Raw genomic sequence first — 20,205 nt, 5'->3', positions numbered from 1 at the left:
CATCCTGTGAGGAACGCCCAGTACCTTCGTCCTGAAGGCAAATAGTTTGGTGGCGATAGCGAAGAGGTCACACCCGTTCCCATGCCGAACACGGAAGTTAAGCTCTTCAGCGCCGATGGTAGTTGGGGGATTCCCCCTGTGAGAGTAGGACGCCGCCAAGCACTTGAAAAGACCAGCTTATATAAGCTGGTCTTTTTTGTTGTTTTCTTTTTTTTGAAGAAGCAGTTCAGCGATATAATAGGGGAACTTTGACTCGACTATATGTAAAAACTGCTGGATGATGACATAATCATCGCTAGCACTTTGAAGAAGAAGGTCATACCACCATTCAGTTTCATACCTGGCAATCATGCTTAAATTGTATGCAACCAAGTAATGTGCCAATATTTCCGGTAGCTTTAAAAAATGATCCCGTTCAGCCGGGAAATAATATCCGTCTTGCTCCAAATCATAAAGCAAAGTGGTCGAAGTGCTGGGACGGCATTCTTTATGATCGGCAGAAAAAACGATTCCCTCTTTTTCCTCACGGCAGAAAGACCAGTTTAAATGGTATTCGATATGTTCGATGAAACGCTTTGATGACATATTGTAAGCATTGGGTGTCTCTTCAGGCAGCCGAATAAGCCGGTCTTCGACGGCTGCTTTTACAATTGGATTTGGTTTTCTTTGAAATGCCAGCACTTTATTGATCTCCGGAATTTTCGCCAAAAGCTGCTTCATATTGAATCGTTCATCTTCCAATCCGGATAATTGGAAAAGGGATCTGATGACGTGCATACATAAGCCGTTCCTTTGGATTTTCACTTCGTCTTCATAAAAGCGGTAATTTTGTTTTTTTCGTTTTCTTGTGGTCACGCCATGAGCAAGCACTGAAGTATGGCTGGGATAGGAAGGATCTGTCGTTAACAGGCAGGCTTTCAATAGCTGTGCCATGCCGTAAAATAATAAAATCGGTTTGATTTCCATCGTAGCGATTTTGGCTTGCTTGTAAAAAGCTTCTGCATGCTTAAGAAAAAAAATAAACCGCTCTCCGTTTTTATAAGAATTTTTTTTGGCATCTTCCATTCCTTGATTTTTATATACCATTTCAAGAAAATGCTGGGCTGTTTCGATCGAATAAAACAGCTTTAAATCCTTCCATCCTTTATCTTGCATGTACTCCACTTCCCTTATGGTTATTTTCTAAAAATTACAACTGTTTCCCGCTTTCTTGACAGTGGGTATTCAAGTTGATAATCTACATATAATATTTTGCCGAAAAGAGGGGGATTTACTAATGTGGGAAAGCAAATTTTCGAAAGAAGGCTTAACATTTGATGATGTATTGCTCGTTCCGGCCAAATCGGAGGTACTTCCGCGCGACGTGGATTTATCGGTTGAGCTTACACCGTCTCTTAAGCTGAATGTTCCAATTATTAGTGCAGGCATGGATACAGTGACAGAAACTCAAATGGCCATCGCGATGGCACGGCAGGGCGGACTGGGCATTATCCACAAAAACATGTCGATTGAACAGCAGGCTGAGCAGGTTGACAAAGTCAAACGTTCAGAGCGGGGCGTCATTACAAATCCGTTTTTCCTGACGCCAGAGCACCAAGTTTTTGATGCAGAGCATTTGATGGGCAAATACAGAATCTCCGGTGTTCCGATTGTTGACAATGAAGAGGATCAGAAGCTGGTTGGAATTATCACAAATCGTGATCTGCGATTTATTTCTGATTACTCCATGAAAATCAGCGATGTTATGACAAAAGAAGAGCTTGTTACGGCTCCTGTTGGTACAACCCTGGATGAAGCAGAAAAAATTCTTCAAAAATACAAGATCGAAAAACTCCCTCTTTTAGATGATCAAGGTGTTTTAAAAGGGCTTATTACGATTAAAGACATTGAAAAAGTAATCGAATTCCCGAATTCAGCGAAAGATGTTCACGGGCGCCTATTGGTTGGAGCAGCGGTAGGTGTAACAGGCGACACAATGACACGCGTCAGAAAGCTTGTGGAAGCCAATGTCGATGTGATCGTCGTTGATACCGCGCACGGCCATTCACAAGGTGTATTGGATACCGTTAAGAAAATCCGCGACACTTATCCTGAATTAAATATCATTGCCGGCAACGTCGCAACTGCCGAAGGAACAAAAGCGCTTATCGAAGCGGGAGCAAATGTAGTTAAAGTCGGTATCGGACCGGGTTCTATTTGTACAACCCGCGTAGTGGCCGGTGTCGGTGTTCCGCAAGTGACAGCGATTTACGATTGTGCGACTGAAGCAAGAAAACACGGTGCTGCAATTATTGCAGACGGAGGCATCAAGTTTTCCGGAGATATTGTCAAAGCCTTAGCTGCCGGCGGCCATGCCGTCATGCTTGGAAGCCTTCTTGCCGGAACATCCGAAAGCCCAGGCGAGACTGAAATCTACCAAGGCAGACGCTTTAAAATTTACCGCGGTATGGGTTCAGTGGCTGCAATGGAAAAAGGAAGCAAAGACCGCTACTTCCAAGAGGAAAACAAAAAATTCGTTCCGGAGGGCATTGAAGGCCGTACGCCTTATAAAGGTCCGGTTGCTGACACAGTTTATCAGCTTGTCGGCGGCTTGAAATCCGGCATGGGCTACTGCGGAACAAAAGATTTGCACGCACTGAGGGAAGATGCGCAGTTCATCCGCATGACAGGTGCAGGCCTGCGGGAAAGCCATCCTCACGATGTACAAATTACCAAAGAATCGCCTAACTATACCATTTCTTAATCAAATATGACAAAAATTAAACCGTAGACAGAGTGATACTCTGTCTATTTTTTTTTGCTTCCTTATGATAAAATTTATAATGTTGTGTTTGAAAAATGTCTTAAAAGGCTTTGATATAGATTATTAGTCTGATGAAAAGCGGAGGTATCACGATTTGAAAAGCAAGAGAATAAAGCAGCTGATCATGTTGATCGTTGCTTTTGCCGTGACTGTAGGTGCATTTTCTCCTATGTCGACAGCAAAAGCCGCAAATGATCCAATTAATGTAGACGCGAAAGCAGCAATCCTGGTGGAAGCTTCATCGGGAAAAATTTTGTACAGCAAAAATGCCGATCAGCGTCTTCCTGTTGCCAGCATGGCCAAAATGATGACGGAGTATCTTCTGTTGGAAGCGATTCACGAAGGCAAAGTGAAATGGGATCAGAAGTACACGCCTGACGATTATGTATACGAGATTTCCCAAGATCGTTCATTATCGAATGTTCCTCTTCGTAAAGACGGATCATACACTGTAAAAGAGCTTTATCAGGCGACTGCAATTTACTCTGCAAACGCGGCGGCTATTGCACTTTCTGAAATCGTTGCCGGTTCTGAATCAAAGTTTGTAGAGTTAATGAATAAAAAAGCCAAAGAGCTTGGAATGAAAGATTTCAAATTTGTGAATGCTACAGGTTTGGAAAACAAGGATCTTCACGGCAAACATCCGAGCGGAACAAATGCCAATGAAGAAAATGAAGTGTCTGCGAGAGACATGGCGCTCCTTGCCGATCATTTAGTAAGCGATTATCCTGAAATTCTCGATACGGCGAGCATTGCCAAAACGAAGTTCAGAAAAGGCACAGACGATGAAATGGATATGCCGAACTGGAACTTTATGCTGAAAGGCCTAGTTCAGCAATATGAAGGTGTGGACGGGCTGAAAACCGGCTCAACGGACTCTGCCGGATCATGCTTTACGGCTACTGCCGAAAGAAACGGCATGAGAGTGATTTCTGTCGTTATGAATGCGAAAGGCGACCTTCATACGGGACGATTTAAAGAAACGAAAAAAATGCTTGATTATGCATTTGATAACTTCACCATGAAAGAGTTTTACGCAAAAGGCGCACAAGTGAAAGGCAACGAAACGGTCACAGTCGACAAAGGGAAAGAAACTGAAGTCGGCATCGTCACGGAAAAAGCTTTTTCAATGCCTGTGAAGAACGGTGAAGAAAAGAATTACAAGGCGAAAGTGACGCTGAACAAAGACGAGCTGACCGCACCTGTAAAAAAAGGTGAGAAAGTCGGTACCTTGACGGCCTCCTATAAGGGAGAAGAAAAGGACTACGGATTTCTCGGCAGCGATGTATCAGGTGTAAACCTCGTGACAAAAGAAGAAGATGAGAAAGCAAACTGGTTTATTTTAACGATGAGAAGCATCGGCGGCTTTTTTGCCGGTATTTGGAACAGCATTGTTGAAATGGTAACCGGCTGGTTCTAATCAATAAAGGGCTCTATCTGATAGGGCTCTTTATTGTCATATTCAGATAGAATTACCATTTACAATCCTAACGATTTGTTATTAAAATAGAAATAATCTTCGTGTTTTTCATATGAATTTGTGGAATTATAGGATACAATAGGATTAAATCTGACAATTCAATCTTTGATTAGGGGGATCCTTGAAATGGCTCAAACAGGTACTGATCGCGTAAAACGCGGTATGGCAGAAATGCAGAAAGGCGGCGTCATTATGGACGTTGTCAATGCCGAACAAGCAAAAATCGCAGAAGAAGCAGGAGCCGTCGCAGTCATGGCGCTGGAACGCGTTCCGGCTGATATCCGTGCGGCAGGCGGAGTTGCCCGCATGGCAGATCCGACAATTGTCGAAGAAGTGATGAACGCTGTTTCAATCCCGGTTATGGCGAAAGCGCGCATCGGGCATATCGTTGAAGCGCGTGTTCTTGAAGCGCTCGGCGTTGACTATATTGATGAAAGTGAAGTTTTGACTCCTGCGGATGAAGAATTTCATTTAAATAAAAACGAATTTACCGTTCCATTTGTATGCGGATGCCGCGACCTCGGAGAAGCGACGCGCCGGATCGCTGAAGGAGCTTCAATGCTTCGTACGAAAGGCGAACCTGGTACGGGCAATATTGTGGAAGCTGTCCGTCATATGAGAAAGGTGAATGCTCAAGTGCGTAAAGTAGTCGGCATGAGCGATGACGAACTGATGACAGAAGCGAAAAACCTCGGCGCTCCGTATGAGCTGCTGAAGGAAATTAAAGCCGAAGGACGCCTTCCTGTTGTAAACTTTGCTGCCGGCGGTGTGGCAACACCTGCTGATGCTGCTTTAATGATGCAGCTTGGCGCTGACGGCGTATTCGTAGGGTCCGGTATTTTTAAATCCGACAACCCTGCTAAATTCGCGAAAGCAATCGTTGAAGCGACGACGCATTACACGGATTACAAACTGATTGCCGAGCTTTCAAAAGAGCTTGGAACTGCGATGAAAGGGATTGAAATCTCAAATCTGCTGCCAGAACAGCGTATGCAAGAGCGCGGCTGGTAAACACGAAGGAGACGGATTGACATGCTGACAATTGGTGTACTTGGACTTCAGGGAGCAGTAAGAGAACATATTCTCTCAATTGAAGCATGCGGAGCAGCCGGAAAAGTCATTAAGTGGCCGGAAGAGTTAAAGGAAATCGACGGTTTGATTTTGCCGGGAGGAGAAAGCACGACGATGAGGCGCCTCATCGATACGTATCAGTTTATGAAGCCTCTTCAGGAATTTGCCGCATCCGGAAAGCCGGTATTTGGAACCTGTGCTGGGCTGATTATCCTGGCGAAGAATATCGCCGGAGCTAACGGTGCCCATCTTGGGGTTCTGGATGTAACGGTCGAACGAAATTCCTTTGGAAGACAAGTGGACAGCTTTGAAGCGGACTTAACCGTTAAAGGGCTTGACGAACCGTTCACAGGCGTATTTATCCGCGCTCCGCACATTTTGGAAGCGGGCGCAGATGTGGAAGTGCTTTCGGAGCACAACGGTAGAATCGTCGCTGCTAAACAAGGAAATCTGCTTGGCTGTTCTTTCCACCCTGAGCTGACGGATGACCACAGAATGACGAAATTATTTGTCGAGATGGCGGAAAAGTATAAACAGGAAGCCGTCGTATAAAACGGTTGAAAGCTGTTAAAACTTGTAGTACATTTATAAGACAATATAGATCGAAAAGCGTTGATAGGAAGCAGTAGGAAGCCCCTCTTTCCAAGAGAGCCGATGGTTGGTGCGAATCGGTGAAAGATGCTGTCCGAATCCATCCTTGAGCGAAATGCTGAACAGTCAAAGTAGGCATTTACGGGAGAACCGTTATCAAAACGAAGCGGAAAACAGGAGGAAGATGCCTGTTTTCAATCAGGGTGGCAACGCGAGAGCTCTCGTCCCTTATATTTAGGGGACAAGGGCTCTTTTTTTCGGTCAAATCAGTATAAAAGGAGCGAGGCAGATGCTTGATATCAAACTGCTGCGGGCAAATTTGGAAGAAATCAAACAAAAGCTTGCCCACAGGGGAGAAGATTTATCAGATTTTGATCAATTTGAGGAATTGGATACAAAGAGAAGAGAATTGATCGTCAAAGTGGAAGAGCTGAAAGGAAAGCGCAATGAGGTATCTCAGCAGGTTGCCGCTTTAAAGCGCGAGAAAAAAGATGCTGACCACCTCATTAAAGAAATGCGCGAAGTCGGTGAAGACATTAAAAAGCTTGATGAAGAGCTGAGAACGGTCGAATCTTCACTTGATAAAATCATGCTGTCTATCCCGAATATCCCCCATGAGTCTGTTCCGGTCGGAGAGACTGAAGACGACAACGTGGAAGTTCGCAAATGGGGCGAACTCCCCGGGTTTTCATTTGAGCCGAAGCCTCATTGGGATATTGCCGATCAATTGGATATTCTTGATTTTGAGCGGGCCGGCAAGGTTACGGGAAGCCGTTTCGTTTTCTATAAAGGGCTCGGCGCCAGACTTGAACGGGCTTTGTATAACTTTATGCTTGATCTTCACGTAGACGAGTACGGCTATACGGAAGTCATCCCGCCGTACATGGTGAACCGCGCAAGCATGACAGGCACCGGACAGCTGCCGAAATTTGAGGAAGATGCCTTTAAAATCAGGGAAGAAGATTATTTCTTAATTCCGACGGCGGAAGTGCCAATTACGAACCTGCATCGCGATGAAATTTTGTCAGCTGACGAGCTGCCGATCAATTATGCGGCGTTCAGTGCGTGCTTCCGTTCAGAAGCAGGATCAGCCGGCCGTGATACGCGCGGTTTGATCCGCCAGCACCAATTTAACAAGGTTGAACTGGTGAAATTTGTGAAACCTGAGGATTCATATGAAGAGCTTGAAAAGCTGACAAATCAAGCGGAGAAAGTTCTTCAGCTGCTTGAGCTTCCTTATCGTGTGATGAGCATGTGTACGGGCGATCTAGGGTTTACGGCCGCGAAAAAATACGATATCGAAGTATGGATTCCAAGCCAAAACACATATCGCGAAATTTCATCTTGCAGTAACTTTGAAGCTTTCCAGGCCAGACGGGCGAATATCAGATTCAGAAGGGAAGCAAAAGGAAAGCCTGAGCATGTCCATACGTTAAACGGCTCCGGCTTGGCAGTCGGCAGAACGGTTGCCGCATTATTGGAAAATTACCAGCAGGAGGACGGGAGCGTCATCATTCCTAAAGCGCTTCGTCCATACATGGGGAACAGAGACGTTATTCAACCATAAAAAAGTGCGCGCCAAGAGGCGCGCTTCAGCGTGTCGAGAAACCCTCGCATTCGTTGTCAGGCCTGCGCGTCGGTGCTCACGAATTACAACATTCGCTCCGCTCCGATGCTCGGCCTTCCTAGACTGCAAGGGTTTTCAATCACGCTGAAGGAATGACAAAATCGCAAAACAAAAAGCCATTTTGCGATTTTGTCAACAATCTGCTGCGCGCCAAGAGGCGCGCTTTTTTTATGCGAGTGACCAGACAGCGGCTACATTTCGGGCACAGCGCGTAAGATTTGAACTTCCATCGGCAAGGGCGTTCTCCAAGGAGCTGATCCCTGGCACGATCGAAAAGAGAGCGGAAATGCCGATATCATAAACAAGCTCACAGCCTTCACCGAGCGATCCGGCAAATGCAATAACGGGAATATTCTCGCTGCGGGCGCGTTTTGCGACGCCGGCCGGCGTTTTTCCGCTGACCGTTTGGCCGTCTATTTTTCCTTCGCCTGTAATTACAAGATCAGCTCCTTTAATACGTTCGGAAAAAGACAAAGTATCTAAAACAATGTCAACTCCGCTTTTTAATTCCGCTTTTAAAAAGGCACACAGGCCTGCTCCCAATCCTCCGGCCGCTCCTGCTCCCGGAATTGAATCGATTTCGCACCCCAGCTCTGCTTTGACTGCAGCAGCATAATGTTTTAAGTTTTGATCCAAAAGGGCAGTCATTTCACTGTTCGCCCCTTTTTGCGGCCCAAATACGGCGGAGGCTCCGCGAGGTCCCGTAAGAGGATTATCGACATCACAGGCGGCTTCAAAGTGGATATGCTTTAATTGAGGATTGAGGCCGCTCACATCGATCTTGGCAATCTCAGCTAATGCACCGCCCCCATTTTCAATCTCTTCTCCATCGCGGTTTAGAAACTTCACGCCCAGTGCTGCAGCCATTCCCGCTCCGCCGTCATTTGTCGCGCTTCCGCCGAGTCCGATGATGATGTTGGACACCCCTTTTTCCGCAGCATCGAGAATCAGTTCTCCGGTTCCTCTCGTTGTCGTTAACAGGGGATTCCGCTGTTCAGAGGGCACGAGGTGAAGGCCTGACGCTTCAGCCATTTCGATGACAGCCGTTTTTCCGTCGCCAAGCAGGCCGTAAGCCGCCTTTACCGGCTTCCCGAGAGGGCCTGTGACCGTTTGCTGTTCGATATCTCCTCCGGTCGCGTCAACCAAAGCCTGAACGGTTCCTTCGCCTCCATCGGCAACCGGAATGTTGACGTATTCGGCGTCAGGCAGAACCGCTTTAAAGCCTTTTTCAATGCTTCTAGCCGCCTCAAGCGATGTCATGCTTTCTTTAAATGAATCAGGTGCGATTACGATTTTCATGGTACCTGCTCCTTTTTAAATAAAGAATTGAAAAATTCCAAAAATCAAAGTTGAGATAATGGTTAGGATTAAGCCGATGACCGACTCATATGGAATCAGCTTTAAACGTTCTTTCATGGCCATGAAGACGCTGCCTCCCGTCGTATGAAAAAAGCTTCCGTGAGGCAGGTGATCGAGCACCGTTGCTCCGGCGTGAATCATTGCCGCACCTGCGAGGCCGGCGACGCCAAGATCAAGCAATGTCGGGCCGAATACGCTGCTGGCGACAGCTGTGCCGGCGGTTGTCGAGGCGGTTGCCATCGACATCAGCATGCCGGAAATGGGAGCTAAGAGAAACGACGGCAGACCCAAGCCGACAAGGGTGTCGGTAATGAAAGAATTGAGTTGGGAGTTGGCGATGATTCCCGCAAGCGTTCCAGTCCCGATCAGCATCACGGCAACGCCTGACATCTTCGACAATCCTGAAGCGGCAAAATCCTTCAGTTTGCCCGCTTGTCCCGATGCAATCGCAGTGACGAGGCCTCCCGCCGGCAAAGCGATAATTGGATCAATCGTAATTCCTGCCGCGGGCCTTAAGGCGAGCAACAGGATGGAGACCACCGGACCGCTGATCGCCGCCCAAAATGCCGGCAGTTGTTGAGCCGTTTGGGTTTCAATCTCATTTTCAGCTACTCCTGTTCCTTTATTTGAAAGGCGTTTTGCTAGTAAATAAGTGGCGCCCAGTCCGAATATAGCAGGGATGATCCCGGCGGCCATCACGGATGTCAAAGGGACGTGAAAGGCATCTGAAGCAGCAATGGCATTAGGGTTTGGCGACATGATATTGCCCGCTTTTCCTCCGCCGATCATCGCCAACAGAATGGCCGCTTTGCTGATAAAGGTCCGCCTCGCAATCGCAAGGGCGATCGGTGCGACTGTGATGACGGCGACATCGACGAATACGCCGACCGTTGTTAAGATGGCTGTCGCCAATGTTAAAGCAAGCAGCGCCCTTTTTTCTCCAATTTTATTGACAATGGTTTCCGCAATCACCGCTGCGGAGCCGGATTGAATCAGAACGCCGGCGAGCACGCCTGCTGCCAAGATGCGGAGCACAGCAGGAATCATGTTTTTAGCACCCGCTATCATCAAATCCGTCGTCTCTATTAAATCTGCGCCGCCGACTAAGCCTCCGGCCAATGCGCCGATCATCATGCCGTAAGCCGGCGGGACTTTTTTCAGAATGAGAAAGATTGATATGGCTAATGCGCATAAGGCGCCTATTGCATTGATTTGAATATCCATCTGCATACCCTCCCTTACGTCCAATTGTAAACGCTTTCTGTACAAGGGAGAATTGGTCAGGTATACGGATTTCGTTCCTTTATCCTATATTAAAATTGTTCATTTGCACAAAATGGCGAAAAAAGCGTAATGGCTGTATACAGTTTGAATAGGTCATCAAACCGTTTTGGATTGCATCCTGTCGCTATTTCAACCTTTCTGAGCCGGTAGTTTAATGAATTGCGGTGAATAAAGAGTCTTGATGAAGTTTCCCCGATTTCGCCGTTTTCTTCTATGTAGCAGAGGAGGGTATGGGTTAATTCGCCGTTTTGATCTGCTTGGGAAAGGCGATCCCAGATGTTTTGAAAATGAATCTCCTGATTTGGACGCTCTATTTTTGATAACAGAACGGGGATCGCAAACTCTCGATAGTCGTATAAACTAGAGCTGTTTTTCGCAATCTTGAGCGTTTGTTTTGCACTTTGATAGGAAAATGGCAGCTGCTGAAGCTGATCCGCCTGCTCGCCAAGCGCGCCTCTGACCGTTTTCCATTGGCTGAGCCAGCCGTTCCAAGATGAAAAGAGTTCGGACCTGCTTTTAGTGGGGGCGCCTGCCAGAATAACTGCGATCTCTTTTAATGAAATATTGGCGTACAAATCTTTCGCGGTTAAATGTTTTTCAAGTTTTTTAATAAATGCCGGCTTCATATCAGCGGATGGCAGCTCAAACACAAGGCAAGTACGCTGGCCGTCTAGCGGTATATTCAATCGCTCCGCACGTTCAAGGAAGTCAAGGGATGCTAGGTCGGCTCCCTGAATCATTTGGATGACCGTTTCTTCCCGAAGCCTTTGATCCCATGTCAGCTGTTTTGTTAAAAATGCCTGTTCGACAGTTAGCTCTGCCGCCATTTTAACAAGTTCACCATATCGGCTGACTTCAGAAGGCGGCCCCGTGATTCCAATAACGCCGATTATTTCATCATGAAATACGATGGGAAGGTTTACGCCGGGCTTTGTTCCCGTTAAAGCCGAGCATTCTTCGGGCGTGATGCTGATAACCCTTTCAGCTGCAAGTGCGTCCTTCGCTCCGGCGTGTTCATCACCGATTCTCGAGCGGTCTCCTGAGGCGATGATAACCCCGTTTTCATCCATCATATTAATGTTGTGCCGAATAATCGACATGGTTCTGTCGACAATTTCCTCCGCCAATTCTTTTGATAGATAATTCATTTCATCATGCTCCTGCCTAAGAACTTGTTTTAAATGGTGATTGTTCCGTCGATCCAGCCTTTTATGAATGGTTTTAAAGAAGATGCGACCCATCTTCGGCTGTCGTCTATATGATTCCAAACATAAATATCATTTTTCCGTATAGAGCCGTTTAAAATCGAATAAGCAAATAAATCGCCATTGCCCGCACCTGCAATAAATAACAGACAATCGAACGGCTTAAAACAGCCGGTGCTTCTCATGTCTCGATTCTCTTCTATCATTCTGTATGCAGGCCAAATGAGATGATCCCCGAATGTATCATTGATACCGTCTGTCTTTTTTAAAAGACTGACCAGTTCATCTGGAAAAGAGACACCGAGGAGTTCTTCTGCTCTCTGAAGCTCCTCTGTTTCAATCGGTCTGTTCAGCGTGTAATCTTGAGGCAAGCGGTCTATAAAATGTTTCCACAATGCTATCACCCTTTGCGTTTCTCATTATTTTTGCATATAATGAGAAGCGTGAACAATAAAATAAATTTTTTATGAAAAAATCCCTTGACTTAAAAAGATAGGACATGTTATATTAATTCTTGTCGATACGGAGGAATACCCAAGTCTGGCTGAAGGGATCGGTCTTGAAAACCGACAGGGGTGTCAAAGCCCGCGGGGGTTCGAATCCCTCTTCCTCCGCCATTATTGATTTGCATTTTAGTGATTGACTAAGCATAAATTGGAGATTGTGTTGCCGCTGCCTGGATAGGGCAGCGGTTTTTTTGTGTTTTAAAACATTGTGCTATGAATGGATAACCTGGGGAGCGGTATCAAAAAATATCTCCAATCAAATTTTGAAAAAGACAGTGGTCTTGAGTTTTCCGGAAAGTTCCTATAAAGTAAAAATAAGCGATAGATCGGCTTTTTGTAGGGGCGTTCGGCTCACCTCCATGCTTGGAAGAGAGGGGGTGAGAATATGGCTGTAGAAAGTGCAATTCAATTGATGCTTTCTTTTGGGATTCTTATTGTAGGAATCCTGTCATTAGCCTATAATTTCACGAAAAAAAAGTAAGAACGCCCCTGACCGTCACATCAAGGCGTTCCTACTCATAAGTTAGACTTAGAAAAAGCCGACTCCCTTACAGGAGCTATTCTATTGCCGATCGGAGATGTTCCAGCATCTTCGATCTTTTTGTATTTACAGTTTACTCTTATAGGATTAATTATATTCATATGTGCCTTTATTTGTGTACCGAAGTATACGGCTATATATTATCATTGTAGAACAACATACAGGCCTTGTCCACAGAAAATGCCTTTTTAAGGGAACATTCTGTCTGCGGTAACCAGCTCCGTCAAATTATAAGATCTGAATTTACTTCTTTCCGAAGGATCTTCTTATTTGCAGTCGGCTTTGTGATTTCAAACAAAACTTATCTTTGAATAGCTTCACTGATTTTTTCAATGATTGGATCGAGGGAGGCAGAGTTGTTGAACAGATCGTATTCATCAATATTGACTCTGACAACCGGACAGGCGTTAAAGCCGCTGATCCAGTTTTCGTACCTTGTGTACATTTCCTCCCAATACGATCTGTCGGTTAACATTTCCATTTCTCGTCCGCGTTTTTTGATGCGGTTGAGAATCGATTCCAAATCGCCCTCCAAATAGACTAAAACGTCGGGGCGGGGGAAGTAAGGCGTCATGACCATCGCTTCAAACAGGCTCGTATACGTCTTATAATCGACTTTTGACATCGTGCCTTTATCCGCGTGCATTTTGGCGAAAATGCCTGTATCTTCATAAATTGAACGGTCTTGAACAAATCCGCCGCCCGATTCGTAAATGTATTTTTGCTCTTTGAAGCGTTCCGCCAAGAAGAAAATTTGCAGGTGAAAGCTCCAGCGTTCAAAGTCTTGGTAAAAAGCCTCCAAATAAGGGTTGTTCACAACCTCTTCAAGAGAAGTTTTAAATCCGAGTCTTTTTGCAAGCTCTTTTGTCAATGTGGATTTCCCCACTCCTACCGTTCCGGCAACAGTAATGATAGCATCTTTCGGAATAGCATATACACTCATTCTATATACTCCTTTACTTGATCGGCAATTCGATTGAAAACGGCTTCGGAGATCACGAAGTCTTCCTGGTCTCCGTTAATTTCAATAACGGGCATTGGCGGATCGGATTCTTTAAATTGCTTAATGGCAGCCTCATAATCATTGATGAGCTGTTCCAGATATTGCTTGTCCATTTCCTGTTCAAACGGCCGTCCGCGTTTTTTGATCCGTTCCAATAACGTCGGAAGGCTTGCTTTTATGTAAATGATGACGTTCGGTTTCGGCAGATCTTCTGTAAGCAGCTGATAAATTTTTCTGTATTTCTCAAGTTTTTTGCCTTCCAGCGTCCGTTCGGCAAAAATGAGGTTTTTATAAATATGATAGTCCGAAACAACAGGTATGTGATGTTGCAAATACTTTTTTTCGGTATCTTCAAGCTGCTTATAGCGATTGCAGAGGAAAAACATCTCAAGCTGAAAGCTCCATTCATCTTTTTCATCATAAAATTTATCAAGAAAAGGGTTTTCTTCGACGATTTCTTTGACCAAAGAGAGTGAGAGCTTTTCGGAGAGCATGCTGGCCAAGGTTGTTTTTCCCGCGCCGATGGGGCCTTCGACAGCGATGAAAGGGGCTGTGTTCATAGGTGTCCTCCTACTAAAGAAATTCATTTGTGAACCATACATATTGTATCACATCATCATCCGCTGCCATGAAAAAAAACGTTCCTTTAACTTGGGAACGTCTCTTTCACAACATTAAATTGATCGGCTATCAAGAGCCAGTTTTGCGGGAAGGACAGGCCGAGCTTCCAATAGCTGATTCCCCTTAAATTCAATTCCCTAATCAGATCAAACTTTGCCTGAATCGAGCGGGCGTCTTCAAACCATACTTCATGCTGTTTGCCGGCATTGTCCGTATAGCGGAAGTTTGGAGCCTGAGCTGTTTCATCGTACTGTATCGCCGCATTGTTCTCGCTCGCGATCTCAATCGCCCGCTGGGGGCTGATTGCTCTGGCCAGCGGTCCGCCTGGCGTATAGGGGAGCGTCCAGTCATAGCCGTACAAGTTCTGTCCCATGACGATTTTGCTGGCGGGCATTTCCGTGAGTGCGTATTCGATCACGTCCCGGACGGGCCCGATCGGCGATACCGCCATCGGGGGCCCTCCGCTGTAGCCCCACTCATATGTCATCAGCACGACGAAATCGACAATTTCGCCGTGGGCCCGGTAATCATGGGCTTCATACCATTGTCCGGGCTGATCCGCTCTCGTTTTCGGAGCAAGCGCGGTTGAGATGAGCCAGCCTTCCTGCCTGAAGCGGGCCCGGGCATCCCGTAAAAACTGATTATAGGCTTCTCTATCTTCGGGCCTTAAGTATTCGAAGTCAAAATGGATGTCTTTAAAACCGTATCTTCTGGCCGCTGCAACGATGTTATCGAGCAATCTGTTTTTTACATTCTGGTCCGTCAGAATGATCCTGCCGAGTTCGTCGCTGAAAGCTTCATTTTCGAGATTGGTGACAATCATCATCATCGTAGTCCGATGTCTGTCGGCAATTTCTTTTAAGTTGTTCAGCGGCGGTTCTTCGAGTGTGCCGTCCCGCTTCGCCTGGAAGCTGAAAGCGCCCAGATAGGTCAAGTATGGCGAAGCCTCTCTTGCCGCCTGCTGCAAAGCGGGGCTTACGCTTTCTCCCCGAGGTTCGATATAGGCGTTTGTTTCAATGTTCCGTCTTGGCCGAGGGGGGATGTAAAGCAGCAGTCCGACCGGTAAAACGGCGCTAACCTGAATGCGGTTGATCCTCGCCAGTTCAGCCGGAGAAATATTAAAGCGTGCTCCGATTGATGCTAATGTATCTCCCTGTCTGACCTCATAAAACTCGCCGGCGATCGGGATCACGATGGTTTGTCCGACAACAAGCCGATTCGGGTTCGGAATTTCATTCGTCGCGACAATTTCATTAACTGTTGTTCGGTAACGATTCGCGATTTGGTAAAGGGTATCGCCTCTTTTCACGACATAAATCTGAATGGGAAACGCCTCCTTTCTCATTGCTACCACTATATGATGAAAGGAAGTGTTTCATGCTCTAAGTTTCGGAGGTAATCGCCTTAGCCGTCGTGATATTGGCGAACAGAACATTTTCCATCATCGTCAAGGCGTATTTGTTGTCTTTTTCATTGTTTGAGGCGATGCAATCGCGCGGAATCGTAATCTCGTACTCCCGCATATAAGCATCGTTTGCCGTAAATAATACGCAGATATTGCCTGCGATCCCAGTGATGATCAAATGATCGACATGAAGTTCATGCAGCAATGTTTCAAGAGCAGTGCCGTAAAAGGCTGAGTGCTTTGGTTTGATTAAAAAATAATCGCTGTCATTCGGTGCAAGCCGGTCGATGATATATTCGCTCCTGCCGTTTTTGCATTTCTTGATAATGGCAGCAATATCCGCTTGCCAAATTCCAAAATGGTCATTAATGTATATGATAGGCCATTTCATTTTGGCTGCGTGTTCTTTTAATGCCAGAAGATGCTCGGTGATATTTCTGGTCTTTTTGGAAAGAACGTCACCCATATCGAATTGAAAATCATTAATGATGTCGACTATAATGAGAGCTGAATTGGACAATGCGATTGTCTCCTTTCGGATTTTATATTCCTTTAACTATAAGTTAGCCTATTCAGTTTGGCGAAAAACATTGAAAGAGTGCATGCGGATGACACAAGACGAGTTTTATATGAAAGAAGCGGTCAATGAAGCGAGAAAAGCCGAAGAAAAAGGCGAAGTGCCGATTGGTGCTGTACTCGTTCTGGATGGGGAAATTATCGCCCGCGCCCATAATCTGAGGGAAACCGAGCAAAGGTCGGTTGCCCACGCGGAGATGCTCGTCATTGAAGAGGCATGCCGGAAGCTGGGGACCTGGCGGCTGGAGAGAGCTGTTCTTTACGTTACCCTTGAGCCATGTCCGATGTGTGCCGGAGCGGCCGTTCTTTCCAGAATCGACAAAGTGGTGTTCGGAGCGTCTGATCCGAAAGGCGGCTGTGCAGGGACTTTGATGAATCTCCTGCAGGAGGAGAGATTCAATCATCAGGCTGAAGTCGTGAGCGGCGTAATGGAAGAAGAATGCGGCAGGATGCTGAGCGATTTTTTCAGAAAGCTCCGCGCGAAAAAGAAAGCAGAAAAGCAAAGCGAGCTGTGATGACGGAAATTTGCAATTTAGGATGAAACAAGTTATACTAATGAGTGCGTCACATCAAGACGCAGCTTAAATAATTTGATATTTATTTTGCCGTGCTAAGCGGGGAGGTAGCGGTGCCCTGTACTCGCAATCCGCTCGAGCGAGGCCGAATCCCTTTCTCGAGGTTCGTTTACTTTAAGGTCTGCCTTAAGCAAGTGGTGTTGACGCTTGGGTCCTGCGCAATGGGAATCCATGAACCATGTCAGGTCCGGAAGGAAGCAGCATTAAGTGGAACCTTCCATGTGCCGCAGGGTTGCCTGGGCTGAGCTAACTGCTTAAGTAACGCTTAGGGTAGCGAATCGACAGAAGGTGCACGGTAAATCAATCATCAAATTAAGAACTCATCTATTTGAATATAGATGAGTTTTTTTCTTAAGAAGAGCTTTTGGATTTGAAAGCCGCATCATGTATAATGGAAATGATGAAAACAAGAGGAGGGCGTGTTTGTGAGTTACCAGGCTTTATATAGAGTGTTCAGGCCGCAGTTGTTTGAAGATGTAGTCGGTCAGGAGCACATCACGAAAACGTTGCAAAATGCCCTTTTACAAAAGAAATTTTCGCACGCTTATCTGTTTTCCGGACCGAGGGGAACGGGAAAAACAAGCGCCGCAAAACTGTTTGCCAAAGCTGTCAACTGTGAGCGCGCTCCGGTCAGTGAACCGTGTAACGAATGCTCCGCGTGCAAAGGCATTACAAACGGTTCGATTTCAGATGTGATCGAAATTGACGCCGCTTCTAACAACGGTGTAGATGAAATACGCGACATCCGCGACAAGGTGAAATTTGCCCCGTCTGCCGTCACGTATAAAGTATATATCATAGATGAAGTACATATGCTTTCTATCGGCGCATTCAACGCCCTTCTAAAAACGCTTGAAGAGCCGCCGGAGCATTGTATCTTTATTCTCGCAACAACAGAGCCTCATAAAATTCCTTTAACGATTATTTCTAGATGTCAGCGATTTGATTTTAAGAGGATTACCTCGCAGGCAATTGTCGGACGAATGAAAAAAATCGTCGAAGCTGAACAGTTCAAGGTGCAGGACGGAGCCTTAGACATCATCGCCAGTGCCGCGGACGGCGGCATGAGGGATGCGTTGAGCCTGCTCGATCAGGCCGTATCATTCAGCGGAGAAGAGCTGACGGTGGATGATGCGCTGCTGATAACAGGCGCCGTTTCACAGCACTATATTGGAAAGCTCGCCTCAACCCTTCACGAAAAAAATGTTTCCGGTGCTTTGGAAACATTGAACGAACTCCTTCAGCAGGGGAAAGATCCGGCAAAATTAATCGAGGATATGATTTTCTACTTCAGGGATATGCTTCTTTATCAAACGGCGCCCGATTTAGAAGGCGTTCTTGAAAAGGTGAAGGTGGACGAAGAGTTCCAAACCCTATCCCGGCAAATTCCCGCATCAGACCTTTACGAAATGATCGATATATTAAATAAAAGCCATCAGGAAATGAAATGGACGAATCATCCGCGTATCTTCTTTGAAGTTGCGGTTGTGAAGCTCTGCCAGGGACCAAAAGCAGGGGCATCCGCGGCCGCCCAGCCGGAAGTGGACAATCTCGTCAACAAGGTTCGGCAGCTTGAACAGGAGATTGAGAGGCTTAAAACACAAGGTGTGCAGGTCTCTTCTGCTCCCGCCCAGGCTAAAGAAGCGTCCCGTCCGCAAAAAAGCATAAAAAGCGCGTATAAAGCGCCTGTCGGCCGCATTCATGAAATATTAAAGGATGCCACAAGACCGGATCTCGAAAAATTAAAGGGCTGTTGGGGACAATTGCTTGCCCAGCTGAAACAGCAGAATAAAGTATCACATGCGGCCCTTTTAAATGACAGCGAACCGGTGGCTGCATCTTCAAAAGCATTTGTCCTCGCATTCAAATACGAAATTCACTGTAAAATGGTAGCTGAAGACAACAACGGAGTCAGGACAAATCTGGAACAAATTTTGGACGGAATGCTCGGCGGAAGGATAGATATAGTTGGCGTTCCCGAAGCCCAATGGGGTAAAATAAGAGAAGAATTTTTGCAGGATCACCAGCCGGAAGATTCTGAAGCAAACGAACCGAAAGAAGAAGATCCGCTCGTAGCAGAAGCTAAAAAACTGTTCGGAGCGGAACTGATTGAAATTAAAGAATAAAAACATGAAAGAGAGTGGATTTGAGTATGCGCGGTGGAATGGGTAACATGCAGAAAATGATGAAGCAAATGCAAAAAATGCAAAAGGATATGCAAAAGGCGCAGGAGGAACTGGCAGAAAAAGTACTCGAAGGTACTGCGGGTGGCGGAATGGTGACTGTTAAGGTAAACGGCCAAAAAGAAGTCATCGACGTCATCATCAAAGAGGAAGTCGTAGACCCTGAAGATGTTGAAATGCTTCAAGATCTTGTTCTTGCAGCGACAAACGATGCTTTGAAAAAAGTCGACGATGTAACAAATGAAACGATGGGTAAGTTTACAAAAGGAATGAACATGCCGGGTTTATTCTAGGAGGAAAATAAGAATGCAGTATCCTGAACCAATATCAAAGCTGATTGACAGCTTTATGAAATTGCCAGGAATCGGACCCAAGACGGCGGTCCGTCTGGCTTTTTTTGTTCTTAGTATGAAAGAAGACGTCGTGTTAGATTTTGCAAAAGCATTGGTAAACGCAAAGCGCAATTTGACATATTGCTCGGTTTGCGGACATATAACAGATCAAGATCCCTGCTATATTTGTGAAGATACGAGAAGAGACAAATCGGTCATATGTGTTGTTCAGGATCCGAAAGATGTCATTGCTATGGAGAAAATGAAGGAGTACAACGGGCTGTACCATGTTTTGCATGGAGCGATTTCTCCGATGGACGGCATCGGTCCGGAAGATATTAAAATACCCGAATTGCTGAAACGGTTGCAGGATGATCAAGTGACTGAAGTCATTCTCGCGACAAACCCGAATATAGAAGGAGAAGCAACGGCCATGTACATTTCAAGGCTTTTAAAGCCGTCTGGTATCAAGCTGTCACGAATTGCCCATGGACTTCCGGTCGGAGGCGATTTGGAGTATGCAGATGAAGTCACTCTTTCTAAAGCGCTTGAAGGCAGACGTGAAATGTAGAGGGAGGAGATTGCATTACCATGGGTTTTCTTCGGAAAAAGAAGCTTAGAAAAGAATTTGATAACAAGCTGATTGAACAGCTGATCCATCAAAAGGAAGAATGGAACAGGCAAAAGCGGCTGATTGAAAACAGTCTTGAGCCTTCGCCAGAAGTTCTTTACGAATTAAAGGTTGCCGAGGCAAAGTACTTTTTTTATTTGCGGGAAGCAAAAAAAAGAAATTTAAGGATCGGCAGCTGGAAGTAGCAGGTCTATTCGCATGATTCCCATCATATGCTTGTACAAGAACGAGCGAGGAGTGATGGAATTCATGGGATCTGTTATCTTTATCGGGGCAATTGTCGCTTTGGTTGCCCTGTTGTTTTTTTCAAAAGCATCATTTAAACCTTTGCGATTAATTGGAAGAATAGCGGTTAGATTTATAGTCGGCGCTTTGTTTTTGTTCTGTGTGAATCTGTTTGGCGAGAGCGTGG

The 20,205-nt window shown here is 45.9% G+C and carries 21 protein-coding genes, 1 tRNA gene, 1 rRNA gene, 1 other RNA gene and 1 other annotated feature (1 of these 25 cut by a window edge); of the genes, 15 read left to right on the top strand and 9 right to left on the bottom strand.

Going from position 1 to position 20,205, the window contains the following annotated elements:
• Positions 1–45: 45 nt before the first annotated feature.
• A 5S ribosomal RNA gene (gene rrf / locus ACVC9U_RS19530) occupies positions 46–161 on the top strand.
• Positions 162–177: 16 nt separating this feature from the next.
• Here the strand turns inward: rrf and ACVC9U_RS19525 are convergent.
• Positions 178–1,155, bottom strand: coding sequence for a YaaC family protein (locus ACVC9U_RS19525; RefSeq protein ID WP_075752678.1), 978 nt, complete (start codon positions 1,153–1,155; stop codon positions 178–180).
• Positions 1,156–1,276: 121 nt separating this feature from the next.
• Between ACVC9U_RS19525 and guaB the strand changes: the two genes are divergently transcribed.
• The 5 genes from guaB (at position 1,277) to serS (ending at position 7,512) form a co-directional block, all read left to right on the top strand.
• Complete coding sequence (gene guaB, locus ACVC9U_RS19520; RefSeq protein ID WP_075752680.1) at positions 1,277–2,743, top strand: IMP dehydrogenase; 1,467 nt, start codon at positions 1,277–1,279, stop codon at positions 2,741–2,743.
• Positions 2,744–2,927: 184 nt separating this feature from the next.
• Positions 2,928–4,223: a D-alanyl-D-alanine carboxypeptidase family protein gene (locus tag ACVC9U_RS19515; RefSeq protein WP_391509453.1), complete on the top strand. Its 1,296-nt coding sequence runs from the start codon at positions 2,928–2,930 to the stop codon at positions 4,221–4,223.
• Positions 4,224–4,409: 186 nt separating this feature from the next.
• Positions 4,410–5,294 carry a pyridoxal 5'-phosphate synthase lyase subunit PdxS gene (pdxS, locus tag ACVC9U_RS19510; protein ID WP_020449771.1) on the top strand — a complete coding sequence of 295 codons (885 nt, stop codon included), beginning with the start codon at positions 4,410–4,412 and terminating at the stop codon, positions 5,292–5,294.
• A 21-nt stretch (positions 5,295–5,315) separates the two neighbouring features.
• Positions 5,316–5,906 (top strand): pyridoxal 5'-phosphate synthase glutaminase subunit PdxT, encoded by a 591-nt coding sequence (pdxT, locus tag ACVC9U_RS19505; protein ID WP_441391401.1) that lies wholly within the window; start codon positions 5,316–5,318, stop codon positions 5,904–5,906.
• A 51-nt stretch (positions 5,907–5,957) separates the two neighbouring features.
• Positions 5,958–6,177: a binding site (T-box leader), on the top strand.
• Between the two features lie 57 nt (positions 6,178–6,234).
• A complete protein-coding gene (gene serS / locus ACVC9U_RS19500; RefSeq protein WP_026579009.1) occupies positions 6,235–7,512 on the top strand; it encodes a serine--tRNA ligase in 1,278 nt (425 codons plus the stop codon).
• 228 nt (positions 7,513–7,740) lie between these two features.
• Here serS and ACVC9U_RS19495 read toward each other — a convergent pair whose 3' ends face one another.
• The 4 genes from ACVC9U_RS19495 to ACVC9U_RS19480 form a co-directional block, all read right to left on the bottom strand.
• Positions 7,741–8,871: a glycerate kinase gene (locus tag ACVC9U_RS19495; RefSeq protein ID WP_075752688.1), complete on the bottom strand. Its 1,131-nt coding sequence runs from the start codon at positions 8,869–8,871 to the stop codon at positions 7,741–7,743.
• A gap of 15 nt (positions 8,872–8,886) precedes the next feature.
• Positions 8,887–10,155: a GntP family permease gene (locus ACVC9U_RS19490; protein ID WP_075752689.1), complete on the bottom strand. Its 1,269-nt coding sequence runs from the start codon at positions 10,153–10,155 to the stop codon at positions 8,887–8,889.
• Between the two features lie 89 nt (positions 10,156–10,244).
• A complete protein-coding gene (locus ACVC9U_RS19485; protein ID WP_441391400.1) occupies positions 10,245–11,363 on the bottom strand; it encodes a CdaR family transcriptional regulator in 1,119 nt (372 codons plus the stop codon).
• A 29-nt stretch (positions 11,364–11,392) separates the two neighbouring features.
• The gene (locus tag ACVC9U_RS19480; RefSeq protein WP_339327597.1) at positions 11,393–11,824 is read right to left on the bottom strand and encodes an SMI1/KNR4 family protein; all 432 of its coding nucleotides are present in this window, start codon (positions 11,822–11,824) and stop codon (positions 11,393–11,395) included.
• Positions 11,825–11,944: 120 nt separating this feature from the next.
• On the opposite strand from ACVC9U_RS19480, the gene ACVC9U_RS19475 reads away from it, so the two are divergent.
• Both ACVC9U_RS19475 and comI read left to right on the top strand, forming a co-directional pair.
• Positions 11,945–12,037 (top strand) — tRNA-Ser (locus ACVC9U_RS19475).
• 274 nt (positions 12,038–12,311) lie between these two features.
• A complete protein-coding gene (gene comI, locus ACVC9U_RS19470; protein ID WP_222427441.1) occupies positions 12,312–12,407 on the top strand; it encodes a competence inhibitor ComI in 96 nt (31 codons plus the stop codon).
• 361 nt (positions 12,408–12,768) lie between these two features.
• On the opposite strand, the gene ACVC9U_RS19465 is transcribed toward comI, so the two are convergent.
• The 4 genes from ACVC9U_RS19465 to ACVC9U_RS19450 form a co-directional block, all read right to left on the bottom strand.
• Complete coding sequence (locus ACVC9U_RS19465; RefSeq protein ID WP_075752695.1) at positions 12,769–13,410, bottom strand: deoxynucleoside kinase; 642 nt, start codon at positions 13,408–13,410, stop codon at positions 12,769–12,771.
• Entirely contained in the window at positions 13,407–14,030 is a 624-nt protein-coding gene (locus ACVC9U_RS19460; RefSeq protein ID WP_441391399.1) for a deoxynucleoside kinase, read from the bottom strand. Before ACVC9U_RS19460 ends, ACVC9U_RS19465 begins: the two co-directional genes overlap by 4 nt.
• Positions 14,031–14,116: 86 nt before the next feature.
• The gene (locus ACVC9U_RS19455; RefSeq protein ID WP_003178129.1) at positions 14,117–15,436 is read right to left on the bottom strand and encodes a glycoside hydrolase family 18 protein; all 1,320 of its coding nucleotides are present in this window, start codon (positions 15,434–15,436) and stop codon (positions 14,117–14,119) included.
• A 37-nt stretch (positions 15,437–15,473) separates the two neighbouring features.
• Complete coding sequence (locus ACVC9U_RS19450; protein WP_025805850.1) at positions 15,474–16,022, bottom strand: cysteine hydrolase family protein; 549 nt, start codon at positions 16,020–16,022, stop codon at positions 15,474–15,476.
• Between the two features lie 82 nt (positions 16,023–16,104).
• Here ACVC9U_RS19450 and tadA point away from each other — a divergent pair, with 82 nt between their 5' ends.
• From tadA to ACVC9U_RS19415, 7 genes are all read left to right on the top strand, one after another.
• Positions 16,105–16,587 carry a tRNA adenosine(34) deaminase TadA gene (gene tadA, locus ACVC9U_RS19445; RefSeq protein ID WP_009330054.1) on the top strand — a complete coding sequence of 161 codons (483 nt, stop codon included), beginning with the start codon at positions 16,105–16,107 and terminating at the stop codon, positions 16,585–16,587.
• A 90-nt stretch (positions 16,588–16,677) separates the two neighbouring features.
• An RNA gene (gene ffs / locus ACVC9U_RS19440) (signal recognition particle sRNA large type) lies at positions 16,678–16,943 on the top strand.
• Positions 16,944–17,072: 129 nt separating this feature from the next.
• Positions 17,073–18,773: a DNA polymerase III subunit gamma/tau gene (dnaX, locus tag ACVC9U_RS19435; RefSeq protein WP_003178135.1), complete on the top strand. Its 1,701-nt coding sequence runs from the start codon at positions 17,073–17,075 to the stop codon at positions 18,771–18,773.
• Positions 18,774–18,799: 26 nt separating this feature from the next.
• Positions 18,800–19,123, top strand: a complete 324-nt coding sequence (locus tag ACVC9U_RS19430; protein WP_023856408.1) for a YbaB/EbfC family nucleoid-associated protein — start codon at positions 18,800–18,802, stop codon at positions 19,121–19,123.
• 13 nt (positions 19,124–19,136) lie between these two features.
• Positions 19,137–19,733 carry a recombination protein RecR gene (recR, locus tag ACVC9U_RS19425; RefSeq protein ID WP_003178140.1) on the top strand — a complete coding sequence of 199 codons (597 nt, stop codon included), beginning with the start codon at positions 19,137–19,139 and terminating at the stop codon, positions 19,731–19,733.
• A gap of 20 nt (positions 19,734–19,753) precedes the next feature.
• Positions 19,754–19,978, top strand: a complete 225-nt coding sequence (locus ACVC9U_RS19420; protein WP_035337520.1) for a YaaL family protein — start codon at positions 19,754–19,756, stop codon at positions 19,976–19,978.
• A 64-nt stretch (positions 19,979–20,042) separates the two neighbouring features.
• Positions 20,043–20,205, top strand: the 5' portion of a protein-coding gene (locus ACVC9U_RS19415) for a pro-sigmaK processing inhibitor BofA family protein (protein WP_075752707.1). The gene runs 104 nt beyond the window's last position; 163 of the gene's 267 nt are visible here — the first part of the coding sequence; it begins with the start codon at positions 20,043–20,045; its stop codon lies off the right edge, out of view.

It is taken from the genome of Bacillus sp. GM2 (assembly GCF_056155945.1).
The sequence above is the reverse complement of the archived record's forward strand: the minus strand, read 5'-3'. Positions and strand labels throughout refer to the sequence as shown.